The following is a 15,953-nucleotide window of genomic DNA, read 5'->3' on the forward strand; positions in this document are numbered from 1 at the left end:
TCCCGGAAGGAGCGCAGCAGGTGTCCGATCACGACTGGGCGCAGCCCGTCCCGCCGCCGCTCCCGCCGGGGGGCGCCGCTCCCCCTCCGTACGTGCCGCCGGGCGCGACGCCCCAGTACCCGCCGCCCGCGTACGGGCCGCCCACGCCGGGCGCCTGGCCGCCCCCGGCCGGCCCGCAGGCGTGGACGCCGCCGCCCCGGCCCGGCCTGCTCCCGCTGCGTCCGATGGGCTTCGGCACGCTGCTGTGGGCGCCGTTCCGAACGCTCCGACGCAATCCAGCGCCGGTCTTCGGGACCGGACTCGTCGTGCAGCTCGTCTCGGCCGTGGCCACCGCGGCGGTCTTCGTCCCGCTGTTCGTCTGGGTCTTCGGCCGCGTCGAGTCCGCGAGCGCGGCCGATGTCGACGCCATCCTCTCCGGCGCGGTCGGATGGGTCATCCTGCTCTCGCTCGTCCCCATCGCGATCTCCGTGGTCGCCGGCGCATTCCTCCAGGGGGTCATGGTCGTCGAGGTGGCCAGCGGAACGATCGGAGAGCGCCTCTCGTTCGGCGCGCTGTGGCGACGCGCCGCCGCGCGGATCTGGCCCCTCATCGGGTGGACACTGATCGTCGGCGCCATCGTGGGCGGCGTGTTCGCACTGGTGGTCGGCGCCGTGATCGCGGTCGCCGTCATCTTCCCCGATCCCGCCACCGTCCTCGCGGTCGTGCTCATCGCGGTGGCCGCGCTGCTCGGCCTGGGCGTGCTCGGCGCGTGGCTCGGCACCAAGCTCGCACTCGTTCCCAGCGTGATCGTCCTCGAGCGATCCGGCGTGCTCACCGCGGTCCGCCGGTCGTGGGCGCTGACGAACGGCAACTTCTGGCGCACGTTCGGCCTCATCCTCCTGGTGGGGCTCATCCTGTCGTTCGCCGCGCAGGTCGTCGTGCAGCCGGTCTCGTTCCTCGGCGCCATCCTCGCCATGCTCCTCGACCCGACGGTGGGCGAGGCGTACCAGGCGATCTCGATCGGCACCACGGTCGCGGCGCTGGTGCTGTCGGTGCTGATCGGGGCGATCACCTCGGTGGTGCAGGCGGCCCTGATCGCGGTGATCTACATCGACCTGCGGATGCGCACCGAGGGACTCGACCTCGAACTCGAGCGCCACGTCGAGGCGCGCGACGCGGGCCGGCCGACCACCGACCCCTACCTGCCCGCCTCGGAGCAGGGTCCGGTCGCGACGTGGTCCTGATCCACGCGGTACGGCTCGACCCGCCGCTCGAACCCGATGCCGTCGAGGCGCGTCGCCTGGTGCTCGACGAGCTCGCCCGGCCCGAGTACCGCGCGGCCGAGCCCACCGCGTTCGACCTCGCGGCCCAAGCGGTCCGAGACTGGATCGCCGACCTGCTCTCGGGCGCCGGCGGGCTGCCGCTGCCGGCGCTCTGGCTCGTCCTCGTGACGATCGCCGTGGTCCTGGTCGTGCTGGGCCTGCTCGTGTTCGGCCTGCCCCGACTGCGCCGCCGGGCCGGTGCCGCCGTCCCGCTCTTCGACGACGGCGACGTCCGGGATGCCGCGACGCTGCGCTCGGCCGCCGACGCCGCCGCACGAGCGGGCGACTGGCCGCTCGCGATCGAGGAGCGCTTCCGCGCGCTCGTGCGCGGGCTCGTGGAACGCGAGCTCGTGCGCGTCCACCCGGGCACCACGGCGCACGGCATGGCGGCTGCGGCGACCGTCGCGTTCCCAGACCACGCGGCACGGCTCGAAGCCGCGGCCGCCGACTTCGACGCCGTGCGCTACCTCGCCCGTGCCGGCTCGGCCGCCGCGCACGAGCGGATCGCGCAGCTCGACGGCGAGCTCGCGGCCTCGGTGCCCGAGCTCGAGCGCGAGTTCGCCGAGGCGTCGCCGATCGGACGACCCGAGTGACGGCGGTGGCCGCCAGCCCCGCCGTGACGCCGGGCCTGCGCGCCCTCGTCCGGCGACGGCGCGCGTGGATCGTGATCGCCGCGGCCCTGGTGCTCGGCGCCCTCGTGCTCGCCCTCGTCCAGGGTCTGGTCCGGCCGCCGGGCGCGCCGCTCGCCGCCGACAACCCCGCACCGAGCGGCGCGCAGGCGCTCGCGCGCGTGCTCGGCGACCAGGGCGTCGACGTGTACACGGTGGGATCGCTCGACGAGGCCCGTCGCGCCGCCGAGGGAGCCACGGTGTTCCTGTACGACCAGGCCGGACTGCTCGGGCGGGACGACGTGGCGGCGCTCGCCGGCGCCGCCGACAGCCTCGTGGTCGCGCGACCCGATTTCGCTGCGCTCGAGGTGCTCGCGCCGGGCGTGAGGCTCGCGGGGTCGGCCGAGGGCTCGATCGACGAGGTCGCGTGCTCGCTCCCGACCGCTCGACGGGCCGGTGAGCTGTCCGAGGGCCAGCAGCTGCTCGCGATCGACGACGACGCAGCGGCATCCGGATTCTCGGGCTGCTTCGCCGACGGCGAGGGCTTCGCGGTCGTGACCGGCCCCTCGCCCGACGGTGCGCAGGTCGCGCTCGTCGGCTCCGAGGCGGTCTTCGCCAACGAGACCATCGACGAGGCGGGCAACGCGGCGCTCGCGATCGGCCTGCTCGGCGGCCGCGACGAGCTCGTCTGGTACCTCCCCGGTGCGGCCGACATCGACGGCGCCGCGGCGCCGACCCTCGACGAGCTGACGCCCGGATGGGTCAGTCCGGTCGCCGTGCTCCTCGTCCTCGTGACCGTCGCAGCCGGCATCTGGCGCGGTCGGCGCTTCGGCCCGCTCGTCGTCGAGGACCTCCCCGTGCACGTGCCCGCCGCCGAGACCGGCGAGGGGCGCGCACGCCTCTACGCGCGCTCGTCGGCAAGGGCGCACGCGCTCGACCAGCTGCGGATCGGAACGATCCGGAGCCTGGCCGAGGTGCTGCGGCTCCCGCGCAGCGCCCCGGTCGACGCCGTCGTCGCCGGCGTGTCCGACGCGACCGGGCGCCCCGCGTCATCCGTTCGCGCCATCCTGGTCGACGCCCAGCCCCCGGGTGACCGCGAGTTCGTCGACCTCGCCCGCGACCTCGACGAGCTCGAACGGACCGTGCGCGCCGCCATGCGCCCGGCCGGCGACCCCGACGCATCCGACCCGACAGGAAGGCGACCATGACCGACCCGAATCCCGACGACGCCGAGCTCCGCTTCGCGCTCGACCGCGTGCGCACCGAGGTCGGCAAGGCCGTCGTCGGACAGGACGGCGCCGTGACGGGCCTCATCATCGCGTTGCTGGCGAACGGGCACGTGCTGCTCGAGGGCGTGCCCGGGGTGGCCAAGACCCTGCTCGTGCGCACCCTGAGCCGTACGCTCCGGCTCGAGACGCGCCGGGTGCAGTTCACGCCCGACCTGATGCCGGGCGACGTGACCGGCTCGCTCGCGTACGATCCGCGCAACGGCGAGTTCGCGTTCCGCGAGGGGCCCGTGTTCACCAACCTGCTCCTCGCCGACGAGATCAACCGCACGCCGCCCAAGACCCAGTCGGCGCTGCTCGAGGCCATGGAGGAGCGCCAGGTGTCGGTCGACGGCGTCACGCGGCCCCTTCCCGACCCGTTCCTCGTCGCCGCCACCCAGAATCCCATCGAGTACGAGGGCACGTACGCGCTGCCCGAGGCGCAGCTCGACCGGTTCCTGCTCAAGCTCGTGCTCGACGTGCCCGAGCGCGACGCCGAGGTGCGGATGCTGCGACGACACGCCGACGGGTTCGATCCGCACGATCTCGAGGCCGCCGGGGTCGCACCCGTGCTCGGCGCCGCCGAACTCGCCTCGGCGCGCGCCGCGGCCGGTCGCGTGGGCGTCGCCGACGACGTGCTCGCGTACGTCGTCGATCTCGCGCGCGCGACGCGACGGAGTCCGTCGATGCGCCTTGGCGTGAGTCCGCGCGCAGCGGCCGGGCTGCTCGCGGCGTCCAAGTCGTGGGCCTGGCTGACCGGGTTCGAGAAGGTCACGCCCGACCACGTCCAGGCGATGCTGCTGCCGGCGTGGCGCCACCGCGTGCAGCTCCGCCCCGAGGCCGAGCTCGAGGGCGTGTCCGTCGACCAGGTGCTCCGCTCGGTCATGCAGCAGGTGCAGGTGCCGCTCTAGCGATGACCCTCACCGGCCGGTTCACGCTCCTCCTCGCCCTCGGCGCGGTGCCCGTCGTGCTGTTCGGCGGCGCCGCGGATGCCGCGTGGGTCGTGCTGCTCGGATGGCTCGTCCTCGCCATCGTGCTCGGCTCGGTCGATCTCGCGCTGGCCGCGTCACCGCGACGGGTCGCCCTCGCCCGTGAGCTGCCCGACCGCGTGCGGCTCGGCGAGACGGCGACGTCCGAGCTGGTCGTCCGCAACCTCGGGCCACGTCGGCTGCGCGCCGTCGTCCGCGACGGCTGGACCCCGTCGGCCGGGGTGCACGGCGCGAACCGCACCCGCGTCGACGTCCCGCCCCGCGAGGCGCGACGGATCTCGCTGCGCCTGACCCCCACCCGACGGGGCGAGCGACGCACCGAGCAGGTGACGGTGCGTTCCTTCGGTCCGCTGGGGCTGTGGGCGCGGCAGGCGACGCTCTCCTCGCCCGGACGCCTCCGCGTGCTTCCTCCGTTCCATTCGCGCGCCCACCTTCCGTCGCGTCTGACCCGGCTCCGCGAGCTCGACGGACGCACCCCGCTGCTGATCCGGGGGCAGGGAACCGAGTTCGACTCGATCCGCGAGTACGTGCGCGGCGACGACGTGCGCTCGATCGACTGGCGCGCGACCGCACGCCGCGCCGACCCCGAGTCGCGTGGCACGACGCGGCTGATGGTGCGCACCTGGCGTCCCGAACGCGACCGGCGCATCGTCATCGTCGTCGACACCTCACGCGCGGCCGCGGCGCGGATCGGTGACGAGCCGCGCCTCGACACCGCGTTCGAGGGCGCGCTGCTGCTCGCGGCACTCGCATCGCACGCCGGCGACCGGGTGGACTTCCTCGCGTGGGACCGCCGGCTGCGAGGGCGCGTGCACGGTGTCGGCGGCGCCGAGCTGCTCGCACGGATGGTCGACTCGATGGCCGACATCGATGCCGAGCTCATCGAGGCCGACTGGGCCGCGGTTCCCGGACAGGTGCGCCGGGTGACGAGTCGGCACGCGCTCGTCGTCCTGCTCACGGCGGCGGACTCCCCCGGCACGGCGAGGGGCATGCTGTCGATCCTGCCGCAGCTCACCGCACGCCACACCGTCATCGTCGCCTCGGTCGCCGATCCCGATCTCGTCGCCGCGAGTCGCGAACGCGGGTCGCTCGACGAGGCCTACCGGGCTGCCGGCGCCGAGCGCGGCCTGCTCGACGGCGAGCGCGTGGCGGCGGCGATCCGGAGGCTCGGCGGCCTGACCGTGACCGCGCCGCCGAAGGAGCTGCCGCCGACGCTGGCCGACCGGTACCTCGAGCTCAAGGCCGCCGGGCGGCTCTGACGCCGCGCGATCCGGTCACCCGGAGACGACGCGCCGTGCGCCGGCGTCGAACGCGGCGAGGTCGCCGGTCTCGCCCGCACGGTGCGCGCGACGGCCGAGCACGAGCATCATGACGAGCAGCCAGGCCATGGCGAGCACGCCGATGCCGATCTTGACCGGCCACGGCCAGGGCGCCGGCGTGACGAACCCCTCGATCAGGCCCGCGACGAGGAGGAAGAACACGAGCCCGATCGCGACCGAGAACAGGGCTCTCGCGTCCTCGGCGAGGGCCGCACCCCTCGTCCTCGGGCCCGGCGCCACCCACGCCCAGAAGATCCGGAGGCCGGCTGCCGCGGCGACGAACACGCAGGTCAGCTCGAGGAGACCGTGGGGCGCGATGTAGAGGAAGAAGGTGTCGGCCTCGTCGTAGGCGAACATGACGGCCGCGGTCAGCCCGAGGTTCTGCGCGTTCTGGAGTACGACGTAGGGCACCCACACGCCGGTGATGCCGAACGCGACGCACTGCGCCGCGATCCACGCATTGTTGGTCCACACCGAGCCCGCGAACGACGCGGCCGGGTTCTCGGAGTAGTACGCGACGAAGCCCTCCTCGGCGAGCGCCCGCAACTCCTCCTCGGACCCGAGGTTCGCGAGCACCCTCGGGTCGCCGGCGACCCAGAGGGCGTACAGCGCGGCGACGACGAAGGTCGCGACCGCCACGGCGAGGGTCAGCCATCGCACGCGGTAGAGTGCCGCCGGCAGGCCCACGAGGGAGAACCGGGCCAGCTGCCGCAGTGGATTCTCGGGGGCGCCGGTGAAGCGCAGCCGCGCCCGTGCGAGCGAGACGGAGAGGCGGTCGCCGAGCGCCGTCGAGCCGGCCGTGGCCTGGACGAGCGACAGGTCGGATGCGGCGGCCTGGTACCGCTCGATCAGCTCGTCGGCGGCGGGGCCGTCGAGCCGCGGCCGCCGTGAGAGCACGTCGAGGCGCTCCCAGTCGTCGTGGCGGGCGGTCGCGAGGGCGTCGAGGTCCATCTGCTTGAATACTAGCCATGGCCGACGCGTCCGCCTCCGTCCGAGCCGCCGGTCGTATCGATGACGAGGCGCTCGTCACCGGCGAGGCCGTCGCACTCGACGTGCGGCCCGCGAGCGCCGTCATGCGCGCGGGCGGCGCGGCGATCGACGTGATCGCGACGCTCATCGTGGGATTCGCGGCGTTCCTCGCGATCGCCGGCCTCGATCTCGACGAAGCCGCGATCCGCGCCGTCGGCATCTCGCTCGTCGTCGCCTGCATCGTGGTGCTGCCGACCACGGTCGAGACCGCGTCGCACGGTCGCTCGCTCGGCAAGCTGGCCCTGGGCCTGCGCGTCGTGCGCGACGACGGCGGGGCGATCGGCCTGCGCCACGCGTTCATCCGGGCGCTCGTCGGCGTGCTCGAGATCTGGATGACGTTCGGCGGGCTGGCCGTGCTCGTGGGCTTCCTGAATCCCGATTCCAAGCGCCTCGGCGACCTGCTCGCGGGTACCCACGCCCAGGTCGAGCGCGTGCCGCGATATTCGCCGCAGGGGTTCGGCGTGCCCGCTCCCCTCACCGCGTGGGCCGCGATCGCCGACGTCGGACGCCTGCCCGATCCGGTCGCCCGCAGGGTCGCGGCGTTCTTCCACAACGCGCCGCACCTCGCGCCGGCGAGTCGGCGGCGCGTGGCCGAACGGCTGGCCGTCGAGGTCGCTCCGTACGTGTCGCCGATGCCGTCCGGCGACGCCGAACTCGTGCTCGCCGGCGTCGCCGCGCTGCGCCGCGAACGCGACCTCACCGCGCTCGCGCTGGAGTCGCAGCGCATGTCCGCGCTCGAGCCGGTGCTCGATGCCCGCCCCCTCGGCTTCCCCGAGCGGTGACGGCCGGATGCCGCGTGGCGACGCCCGCCCGCGGCATCCGCTCGGCTCGGCTCAGTAGCGGTAGTGGTCGACCTTGTACGGCCCCTCGACCGGCACACCGATGTAGGCGGCCTGCTCGGGGGTCAATACGGTGAGCTCGACGCCGAGCGCGTCGAGGTGCAGGCGAGCGACCTTCTCGTCGAGGTGCTTGGGCAGCACGTAGACGCCGATCGGGTACGCCTCGGGCCGCGTCCAGAGCTCGAGCTGCGCGAGGACCTGGTTGGCGAACGAGTTCGACATGACGAACGACGGATGGCCGGTCGCGTTGCCGAGGTTCATCAGGCGACCCTCGGAGAGCACGAGCACGCTGCGGCCGTTCGGCAGCCGCCACTCGTGCACCTGGGGCTTGATCTCGACGCGCTCGGCGCCCTCGAGCGACTCGAGCCCGGCCATGTCGATCTCGTTGTCGAAATGGCCGACGTTGGCGACGACCGCGAGGTGCTTGAGCCCGAGCAGGTGCTCGACCCGCACGACGTCCTTGTTGCCCGTGCCCGTGACGAGGATGTCGACCTCGCCGATCACGGACTCGAGGCGCGCCACCTGGTAGCCGTCCATCGCGGCCTGCAGGGCGTTGATGGGATCGACCTCTGAGACGATCACGCGCGCACCCTGGCCGCGGAGCGCCTCGGCGGCGCCCTTGCCGACATCGCCGTAGCCCGCGACGAACGCCACCTTGCCGCCGATCAGCACGTCGGTCGCGCGATTGAGGCCGTCGGGCAGGGAATGCCGGATGCCGTACTTGTTGTCGAACTTCGACTTGGTCACCGAGTCGTTGACGTTGATCGCGGGGAAGCGCAGCTCGCCTGCGGCGTGCAGCTCGTAGAGCCGGTGCACGCCCGTCGTGGTCTCCTCGGTGACGCCGCGGATTTCGGCGGCGATGCGCGTCCAGCGGTCGGGCGAGAGCTCGACCGACCGCCGGAGGGTGTCGAGCACGACCCGGTACTCGGCGCTCGCGTCGTCACCCGCGGCGGGCACGGCTCCGGCGGCCTCGAACTCGCGGCCCCGGTGCACGAGGAGCGTGGCGTCGCCGCCGTCGTCGAGGATCATGTTCGGCCCGATCCACTCGGCACCCGCCGCCTCGGCCTCGGCCGACCAGTCGAAGATCCGGTCGGTGCACCACCAGTACTCCTCGAGCGTCTCGCCCTTCCACGCGAACACCGGGACCCCGCGCGGCTCGTCGACGGTGCCGTCGGGCCCGACGACCACCGCGGCGGCGGCTTCGTCCTGCGTCGAGAAGATGTTGCAGCTCGCCCAGCGCACCTGCGCGCCGAGCGCCACGAGCGTCTCGATGAGCACCGCGGTCTGCACGGTCATGTGCAGGCTGCCCGCGATGCGTGCGCCCGCGAGCGGCTTCGACTCGCCGAACTCGGCGCGGAGCGCCATGAGGCCCGGCATCTCGTTCTCGGCGAGGCGGAGCTGGTGCCGCCCCGACTCGGCGAGCGAGAGGTCGGCGACCTTGAAGGGCAGAGCGGATGTCGCGGTGGAGGCGGCGAGGGTCATGCCGTCCATTCTCGCATCCGGCCTCGGCGCCGGGCGCTACGCCCGGATGAGGGCGAGCACCTCGTCGCGCACGGCCGCCATGGTCGCGGCATCCTCGCCCTCGACGTTCAGGCGCAGCAGCGGCTCGGTGTTCGACGGGCGCACGTTGAACCACCAGAACGGCTCGTCGCCCGAGGTGAGCCCCGTGGCGGTGAGCCCGTCGAGCTCGTCGAACTCGGCACGACCGGTGAACGCCTCGACGATCCGGGTGTACGCCGCCGGCACGTCCTCGACGGTCGAGTTGATCTCGCCCGAGAGCGCGTACGGCGTGAAGCGGGCGGCCAGCCGCGAGAGCGGCGCGGGCTGCGAGCCGAACTCGGCGAGGACGTGCATGGCCGCGAGCATGCCGTTGTCGGCGCCCCAGAAGTCGCGGAAGTAGTAGTGCGCGGAGTGCTCGCCGCCGAAGACCGCCCCGGTCTCGGCCATCCGGCCCTTGATGAGGGAGTGGCCCACGCGCGTGCGCACGGCGACGGCTCCGGCCGCCTCGATCGTCTCGGGCACGAATCGAGAGGTGATGACATTGTGGATGACCGTCGGCTCGTCCTCGCCGAGCGCGCGGACGCGCGCGATCTCGCGCAGCGCGACGATCGCCGCGACGGCCGACGGATCGACCGCCGCACCGCGCTCGTCGACGACGAAGCAGCGGTCGGCGTCGCCGTCGAACGCGAGGCCGAGGTCGGCGCCATGCTCGACGACCGCGCGCTGCAGGTCGACGAGGTTCGCGGGGTCGAGCGGGTTGGCCTCGTGGTTCGGGAAGGTGCCGTCGAGCTCGAAGTAGAGCGGCACGATCTCGAGCGGGAGCGCGGGCAGTCCGGCGGCCTCGCCGAGCACCGCGGGCACCGTGAGTCCGCCCATGCCGTTGCCCGCGTCGACGACGACCTTCAGCGGGCGGATGCCCCCGAGGTCGACGAGCGAGCGGAGGTGACGCGCGTAGTCGGCGAGCACGTCCACGCGCTCGATCCGGCCCGGCTCGGCGACCGGCGGGATGCCCCCGTCGAGGTAGTCGCCCGCACGGTCGCGGATGGCCGCGAGGCCGGTGTCGAGCGAGATGCCCTGCGCGCCCGCGCGCGAGAACTTGATGCCGTTGTAGGAGGCCGGGTTGTGGCTCGCGGTGAACATCGCCGCCGGCGCCTGCATCGATCCCGATGCGAAGTAGGTCTGGTCGGTCGAGCAGAGCCCGATCGCGACGACGTCGGCGCCCCGCGCCGTGGCACCGCGCGCGAACGCCTCGGCGAAGCCCGGCGAGGAGTCGCGCATGTCGTGGCCGACGACGATCCGGCCGCCGGCAGCGCCGACCTCGTCGGCGAACGACGCACCGAGCGCTTCGACGACCTCGTCGGTCAGCGCGTCCCCGACGATGCCCCGGACGTCGTAGGCCTTGACGATCGTTTCGAGGCGCGCGCGAGCGCCCGAAGTGGAGGGGGGATTCATGCGCTGAACCCTATCTCACCGAGGGTGACGTGCCGAATGATCTGCCAGCCGCGCGGGGCGGACGTGCGCTCGGCATGGCGGGCGCAGAGATCGTACGAATGGGGCTCGCGAGCGAACGAGAGCGGGCCGAGCACCGCCATCGAGTCGGCGTAGTCGAACGTGAGCGTCGCGACCGCCTCAGCGGTGCATGCGGTGCGCGAACAACGTCTCATGGCCACCCCAGACTAGCGATCCGGAGCGCCGCTACAGTGGAGGTCATGCCCCGTTCCCGCCGTGTCGGCGCGACACCCGCCTCGCCGAGGCGCCTCGCACGTGATCGCCACGGTCGGGGCATGCGGTCGGCGGTCACCGGGCCGCACCTCGAACCCCTGCGGACGCGGATCGAGGACTTCGACGTGACGGTCGCCTCGACGGCCGCCTACCTGCGCGGGCTCTGGCCCGATCTCGAGGGGGTCACCTTCCAGGTCGCCGACGCACCCGCCGAGGCCATCCACGACGACCATGTCGACCGCTGGAAGGTCTACCACGACGATCGCCGCATCGTCTTCTTCCGGCTCCCGATCGTCCGGTTCCTACGCACGCAGGAAGGCGAGGAGAAGGACGAGAAGCTGCTCGTCGAGAGCTGCGTCTTCCGCGCGGTCGCCGACTTCCTCGGGCGTGACCCGTGGGAGCTCGCGCCAGGGCGGTACCGGCACTTCTGAGTCACGGGGCGGCGCGTGCTACTGGGGGTAGACGCGCACCGGCGCGTCGAGCGGGCCGGGCGGCGAGACCGGCATCGATGAGAGCTCCGCGTCGCCGCTGAACGACACCGTGGCATGCAGGCCCTCGACGCCCGTGAGCACGACGCGTGCGTCGGGTGACAGGTCGACGGATGCCGTTGCGCCGGCGGGCACGCCGATCTCGCGCTCCGCGCCGTCGACCTCCACCGAGACGGTCGCCTCGCCGTCACCGGGATTGGTGATGTGCAGGACCGCACCGGGCCCGGGCGGGACCGCCACGGTCGCGCCGTCCAGCAGGGGGGCCGTCGACGTCGTCCAGGAGAGGTCGGCGACGATCGGGTCGTCGCCGTCGCCGAGCACGGTGGCCCGCGCGGCGGCGACCACCGGCGCATCGGCGGTCACGAGCAAGGTGTAGGACCCGGGATCGACCGTGCCGAGGGGCACGTCGAGCGTGCGGCCGGCGACCAGCTCGGCCTCGATCCGGGCCTCGACCTCGCCGTCCTCGCCGATCAGCTCGATGGCGGCCACCGTGTCGGCCTCGGGCGCGAGGAGCCGGACCGCGGGATGGTCGTCGCCTTCCGCATGGTCCTCCTGCGGGGCGACCCCGCGACGGTCCACGATCACGACGCCCGGGATGACCTGCGCCGTCGCGGGCGTCGCGGCCGGACCGGAGAGCTCGACGCCTGCGGGTTCCAGGCCCAGCACGACCGAATGCTGGAGCGCGGCAGCCACGGGGCCGCCCGTGCTCGTCACGTGCACGACCGTGGACCGCATGTTGGGTGCCAGCCCGGCCAGGGAGATCACCCGCTGCGTGCCGGGCGGCAGGACCACCCCGATCGCGGCGGGGGCGTCGATGGGGCCGCCCTCGCCGATGACACGGACGTCGACCGTCGACGCCACCGCACCAGGGTTCGCGATGAAGACGAGCCCCGAACGGCCGACGTCGGTGGCTCCGGCGACGAGCCACGATTCGGTGGCCGGCTCGGTGCACGCGGCCGCGGCGAATCCGCTGATGGACGTGGCCTCGGCCGACTGCGACTGCGCGCCCGCGAGCAGACCGGCGTCGACGGCCCCGGGCTCCGCGGCGATCGAGATCGGACCGCCGTCGGTCGCCGACGCGGGATTGTCGGGCGCCTCGACCGGTGCCTGTTCGACGAGCGCATCCGCCGGATCTGCGGCGATGGCGACCGGCGCCGCGCCGAACGAGGTCGCCGTGGTGGCCTCGGCCGAGTCCTCCGCGAGCTCGAGGAGCGGCCCCGGGCAGACGCGGAGCTGGCGGCTCTCGGCCGGCTGCACGACCACGGACGGCGCGTCGGTCTCCACCTCGGGCAGGGGCGCCACGACGGCGGCGGCCAGGATGCCTGCGGCGACCGCGACGGCGGCGACCACCGATGCGCCCCGTCCGACGCCGACGAGCAGTTCACGCCTGATGCGCATCGCGGTCACCTCCGGTCGCGTCGGTGCCGACGACGAGGTCGGCGCTGGATGTCGCTGGCTCCGGGCCGCGCTCGTATTCCGCTTCGGGCGCCCGGTCGGAGTCGGGGAGGCCGTGATCGGGCTCGGCCTGGGACTCCGGCTCCGGCTCCGGCTCCGGGTCGACGGGTCGCTCCGAGTCGGCCGGGGCGGCCGATGCCTCCGGGGCGGATGGCTCCGGGGCGGCGGGCGCTGCGGCGCCGGCCGGGCCCGCGGGGGTCCGGCGCGGCCATCTCGGACGTCGCCTCGCCCGCTGCGACGGCGGGCGCCGATCGGGTTCGCGCCCGCCTCCGGTCGGGATCGACAGCAGGACGGCCGAGCCGATCACGATGAGCTGTCCCGCGACGATCCATCCCGCGGCCGGATCGGCGGCCGGGATCTGCGCTCCCGGCGCGTCCGGCTGTGCATCCGCGAAGCGCCACAGCGGACCGAAGTCGGTGTCGCCGCTCGCGGTCACCTGGGCGTTGCCGTCGAGTGCGACCGTCGCCCGCTGTTCCACCGCGGCCGCGCCGGGGTCGTCGCCGGCCGGCCCCAGGAGCACGTACGACAGGCCGAAGCGCTCGACGGCGGCCGTGGCGTCGTACCCGCTGCGCGAGGCGAGGTTGCCCGCGAGGTCGGCGATCGCCTCGGTGGTGTCGGTGAGCTCACGCTGCGTCGCCGCGAGCGTGGACTGGATGTCGAGCGTCGCACCGGTGCCGCGCTCGATCGTGGCGCGGAGGCCTCCGCCCGTCGTCGGATCGATGCGCAGGGTGCCGACCCGCGGATCGGTGGCAGCCTCGGCCTCGACGAAGGCGGGAAGGGTGCGTTCGGGTGCCGGCCCGATCGGCGCGCGCCCGAGCGCGAGGAGCACCAGCGCGGGCGCGACCGCCACGAGGGAGCACACGGTCACCAGTGCGGCGACCGCGGCCGCCCCGCGGCGCAATCCGTCGAGTGCGAGCACGGCGGCCCCGCTGAGTCCGAGCCACATGAGGCTGAGCCCGGCTCCCGCCCAGAGCGGGACCGGCAGGTCGCCGGAGACCGCGAACGCGATCCCGCTCGCGAGCACGGCGGTCGCATAGCCCGCCGTGGCGATGCCGAGCGAGAGCAGTCCGGCGCGGAACCGCGGTGTCGCGACGACCGCGAGCGCGACGAGCACCAGCGGAGCGAGGAGCACCCCGAGCACGACGGGAAGCGGCACGAACTCGGCGACGACCCCGTCGAACAGGTCCTCCCAGCGCGCCCAGCCGTCCGACGACTGGCCGAGCGCGGCTTGGAACGGCGTCGGCGCGGCGGACCACTGCGGCACCCCGGGATCGGCGAACACCGCGAGAGGCGTACCGCGCGTCCACTGCTGGACGAGGAGCGGCAGGAAGAGCGCGATGGCCGGGAGGGGGATGCCGACGAGGCGCACGGCGGCCCGCCGGCTGAGCGGCAGGGCGACGAGCCACCCGAGGATGAGGGCGGGCGCGAGCGTCGGGGCGCACGCGAGGATCGCGGCGAACACGAGCGACGCGCCGGCGGCCGCCGCCCACGAGGCACCCGCCGCGAACATCAGCACGACGAGCCAGGGCAGCAGCATGTGAGCGAGCACCGGACCCGGTCGGCCGACGGCGAGCGCCTCGAGCAACGGCGGCGCCGCGGCCCACAGGATGCCGCCGAGCACGCGCAGGGAGGCCCGTTCGGTCAGGCGCGATGCGGCGAACCAGCCGCCCAGCGCGGAGACCGGGATCGCCAGGAGCCACAGCGCGATCATCGCGCCGGACGGGTTCCAGAACGACAGCGAGCCGAGGGTCGCGAGCACGCCCGCGAACGGATCGGCCGCGCCCATGAAGCCGCCGCCGAGGTCACGCCATCCGGCGGCGGCGTTCCGCCAGAGGCTCGCCACGTCGGGTGAGAGCGGGAGCAGTCCGCCGCCGGCGATGGCGCCGCCCGCCGCGATGGGGGCGAACAGCACGACCGAGGCGACGACGCCGGCGAGCAGGACCCATCCGCCCCCCGTCTGGAGGAAGCGCAGCTCATCGGCCCGGCCCCTCGCCCGCTGTCGCCGAGCCTCGGCCGCCTGCTGCCGCCGGAGCCGCACCTCGTCGGCGCGAATGCGCAGCGGAGCGAGCGCGGACCATCGGGCGGTCTTCGCAGCGGACAGCGCTCGCCTCGAGCGGATGACGCGCTGCGGCGTGACCATGGTCTCGACCGCCGCGCGGAACTCGCCCGCGATGCTTCCCGGGGACTTGACCAGCAGGTGGCGGATCGACCGGAGCACCGCGATGGGCAGGAGCGCCAGCCAGTGGAGCGGGGCGAGCACGGCCGGCGCATACACGAGGCGGCGATGCAGCTGCGCGGCGCGCGCCTCGCGCGCACGCCGGCGGGCCGCGCGCCCACCCCGAACGGATCCCTGTCCGGCGACGCCGCCGTCGGCGTAGCGGATCCGAGCGGCGGGCACGGCGACGACCCGGTGACCCGCGAGCCGCGCCCGGACACCCAGGTCGAGGCCGTCGTCAACGGTCGGCAGCGCGGGATCGAGGCCGCCGAGCCGGCGCCACACGGCGTGCCGGACGAGGAGGCCGACCGAGTCGGCGCCGAGCACGTCGGAGAGGTCGTCGTGCTGGCCCTGGTCGAGCTCGTCGTCGACGACCGGGAGGCTGCGGCCCGACCGCGTCATCGACCGGCCGAATCGCAGGATGCGCGCGGGCTCGTCCCAATCCACGAGCTTGGGCGCGGCGATCGCCGCCGACCGGGCCGTGGCGAGTTCGGCGACGAGCGCCTCCAACGCACCGGGTTCGGGCGCGGCATCCTCGGTGAGCAACCAGATCGCCTCGTCGTCGCCGGACGGCTCGGGCAACGTCGACTCGACCGCACGAACGGCGTCGCCGAACGGGAGGACCGTCTCGAGCTGGACGACGTGCTCCGGCTCCGCCGCCTCGACGGCGGCGCGCGTCGCGTCGTCGCTGCGCAGGAGCACGACGGCGAGGGCGTCGGCCGGGCGTCGCTGGGCGCGAAGCGCCGCCAGCGTGGCGGCGAGGCGGTCGCCGCCATGCTGCACGACGAGGACGGCGGTGACTCCAGGGAACATCGGGGACAGCATAGGCGGCGGTCCCACTGCGATCGATCACGTTGCGGGCGTGCCTCGAATCACGCGCCCCGCCGGCCGCTGGGAGCGCTCAGCCGGCCTGCCGCCGCAGCTTGCGCCGCTCGCGCTCGGAGAGCCCGCCCCAGATGCCGAATCGCTCGTCGTTGGCGAGCGCGTACTCGAGGCACTCGGCGCGGACCTCGCAGCCGGTGCAGATGCGCTTCGCGTCCCGCGTGGATCCGCCCTTCTCGGGGAAGAACGCCTCCGGATCGGTCTGCGCGCACAGCGCGTCGGTCTGCCACGCCAGTTGGTTGTCGTCGTCTGCGACCCCGCGAACCCCCGGAACGCCGAGCCGCACGGGGTCGACGAACCAATCCTCAGGTACCCCAGAACGATATTCAGGCCTGCCCATA

At 74.1% G+C, this 15,953-nt stretch carries 14 protein-coding genes; 7 read left to right on the forward strand and 7 right to left on the reverse strand.

Annotation, left to right across the window (positions count from 1 at the left end; all coding sequences use genetic code 11):
• The first annotated feature begins 20 nt into the window (after positions 1-20).
• From BLT99_RS08680 to BLT99_RS08700, 5 genes are read left to right on the forward strand one after another with little or no spacing between them, the layout of a single operon-like run.
• Positions 21-1,223 carry a hypothetical protein gene (locus tag BLT99_RS08680; RefSeq protein WP_092671076.1) on the forward strand — a complete coding sequence of 401 codons (1,203 nt, stop codon included), beginning with the start codon at positions 21-23 and terminating at the stop codon, positions 1,221-1,223.
• Entirely contained in the window at positions 1,214-1,894 is a 681-nt protein-coding gene (locus tag BLT99_RS08685; protein WP_092671079.1) for a DUF4129 domain-containing protein, read from the forward strand. The genes BLT99_RS08680 and BLT99_RS08685 overlap by 10 nt, the downstream gene beginning before the upstream one ends.
• 5 nt (positions 1,895-1,899) lie before the next feature.
• Positions 1,900-3,117, forward strand: coding sequence for a DUF4350 domain-containing protein (locus tag BLT99_RS08690; RefSeq protein WP_166670933.1), 1,218 nt, complete (start codon positions 1,900-1,902; stop codon positions 3,115-3,117).
• Positions 3,114-4,085: an AAA family ATPase gene (locus BLT99_RS08695; RefSeq protein ID WP_092671085.1), complete on the forward strand. Its 972-nt coding sequence runs from the start codon at positions 3,114-3,116 to the stop codon at positions 4,083-4,085. Before BLT99_RS08690 ends, BLT99_RS08695 begins: the two co-directional genes overlap by 4 nt.
• A 2-nt stretch (positions 4,086-4,087) precedes the next feature.
• Positions 4,088-5,422: a DUF58 domain-containing protein gene (locus BLT99_RS08700; RefSeq protein WP_092671088.1), complete on the forward strand. Its 1,335-nt coding sequence runs from the start codon at positions 4,088-4,090 to the stop codon at positions 5,420-5,422.
• Positions 5,423-5,437: 15 nt separating this feature from the next.
• On the opposite strand, the gene BLT99_RS08705 is transcribed toward BLT99_RS08700, so the two are convergent.
• On the reverse strand, positions 5,438-6,433 hold the full coding sequence (locus BLT99_RS08705; protein WP_092671091.1) for a stage II sporulation protein M: 996 nt from the start codon (positions 6,431-6,433) through the stop codon (positions 5,438-5,440).
• Positions 6,434-6,450: 17 nt separating this feature from the next.
• Here BLT99_RS08705 and BLT99_RS08710 point away from each other — a divergent pair, with 17 nt between their 5' ends.
• Positions 6,451-7,293 carry an RDD family protein gene (locus BLT99_RS08710; protein ID WP_092671094.1) on the forward strand — a complete coding sequence of 281 codons (843 nt, stop codon included), beginning with the start codon at positions 6,451-6,453 and terminating at the stop codon, positions 7,291-7,293.
• 51 nt (positions 7,294-7,344) lie between these two features.
• Here the strand turns inward: BLT99_RS08710 and ahcY are convergent, their stop codons facing one another.
• The 3 genes from ahcY to BLT99_RS08725 are packed head-to-tail and all read right to left on the reverse strand — an operon-like array spanning position 7,345 to position 10,514.
• Positions 7,345-8,832: an adenosylhomocysteinase gene (gene ahcY, locus BLT99_RS08715; RefSeq protein ID WP_092675927.1), complete on the reverse strand. Its 1,488-nt coding sequence runs from the start codon at positions 8,830-8,832 to the stop codon at positions 7,345-7,347.
• Between the two features lie 36 nt (positions 8,833-8,868).
• Complete coding sequence (locus BLT99_RS08720) at positions 8,869-10,302, reverse strand: phosphomannomutase/phosphoglucomutase (protein WP_092671097.1); 1,434 nt, start codon at positions 10,300-10,302, stop codon at positions 8,869-8,871.
• The gene (locus tag BLT99_RS08725; RefSeq protein WP_229724749.1) at positions 10,299-10,514 is read right to left on the reverse strand and encodes a DUF3499 family protein; all 216 of its coding nucleotides are present in this window, start codon (positions 10,512-10,514) and stop codon (positions 10,299-10,301) included. The genes BLT99_RS08720 and BLT99_RS08725 overlap by 4 nt, the downstream gene beginning before the upstream one ends.
• Before the next feature lie 120 nt (positions 10,515-10,634).
• On the opposite strand from BLT99_RS08725, the gene BLT99_RS08730 reads away from it, so the two are divergent.
• Positions 10,635-11,003: a hypothetical protein gene (locus BLT99_RS08730; RefSeq protein WP_229724748.1), complete on the forward strand. Its 369-nt coding sequence runs from the start codon at positions 10,635-10,637 to the stop codon at positions 11,001-11,003.
• An 18-nt stretch (positions 11,004-11,021) separates the two neighbouring features.
• Here the strand turns inward: BLT99_RS08730 and BLT99_RS08735 are convergent, their stop codons facing one another.
• The 3 genes from BLT99_RS08735 to BLT99_RS08745 all read right to left on the reverse strand — a co-directional run bounded on the left by BLT99_RS08735 (position 11,022) and on the right by BLT99_RS08745 (position 15,952).
• Positions 11,022-12,458 carry a DUF5719 family protein gene (locus BLT99_RS08735; RefSeq protein ID WP_133988571.1) on the reverse strand — a complete coding sequence of 479 codons (1,437 nt, stop codon included), beginning with the start codon at positions 12,456-12,458 and terminating at the stop codon, positions 11,022-11,024.
• The gene (locus tag BLT99_RS08740) at positions 12,442-15,543 is read right to left on the reverse strand and encodes a glycosyltransferase (RefSeq protein ID WP_166670934.1); all 3,102 of its coding nucleotides are present in this window, start codon (positions 15,541-15,543) and stop codon (positions 12,442-12,444) included. The genes BLT99_RS08735 and BLT99_RS08740 overlap by 17 nt, the downstream gene beginning before the upstream one ends.
• Before the next feature lie 88 nt (positions 15,544-15,631).
• Positions 15,632-15,952: a WhiB family transcriptional regulator gene (locus BLT99_RS08745; RefSeq protein ID WP_092671109.1), complete on the reverse strand. Its 321-nt coding sequence runs from the start codon at positions 15,950-15,952 to the stop codon at positions 15,632-15,634.
• Position 15,953: the final 1 nt, after the last annotated feature.

The organism is Agromyces flavus, from assembly GCF_900104685.1.
GTDB lineage: Bacteria > Actinomycetota > Actinomycetes > Actinomycetales > Microbacteriaceae > Agromyces > Agromyces flavus.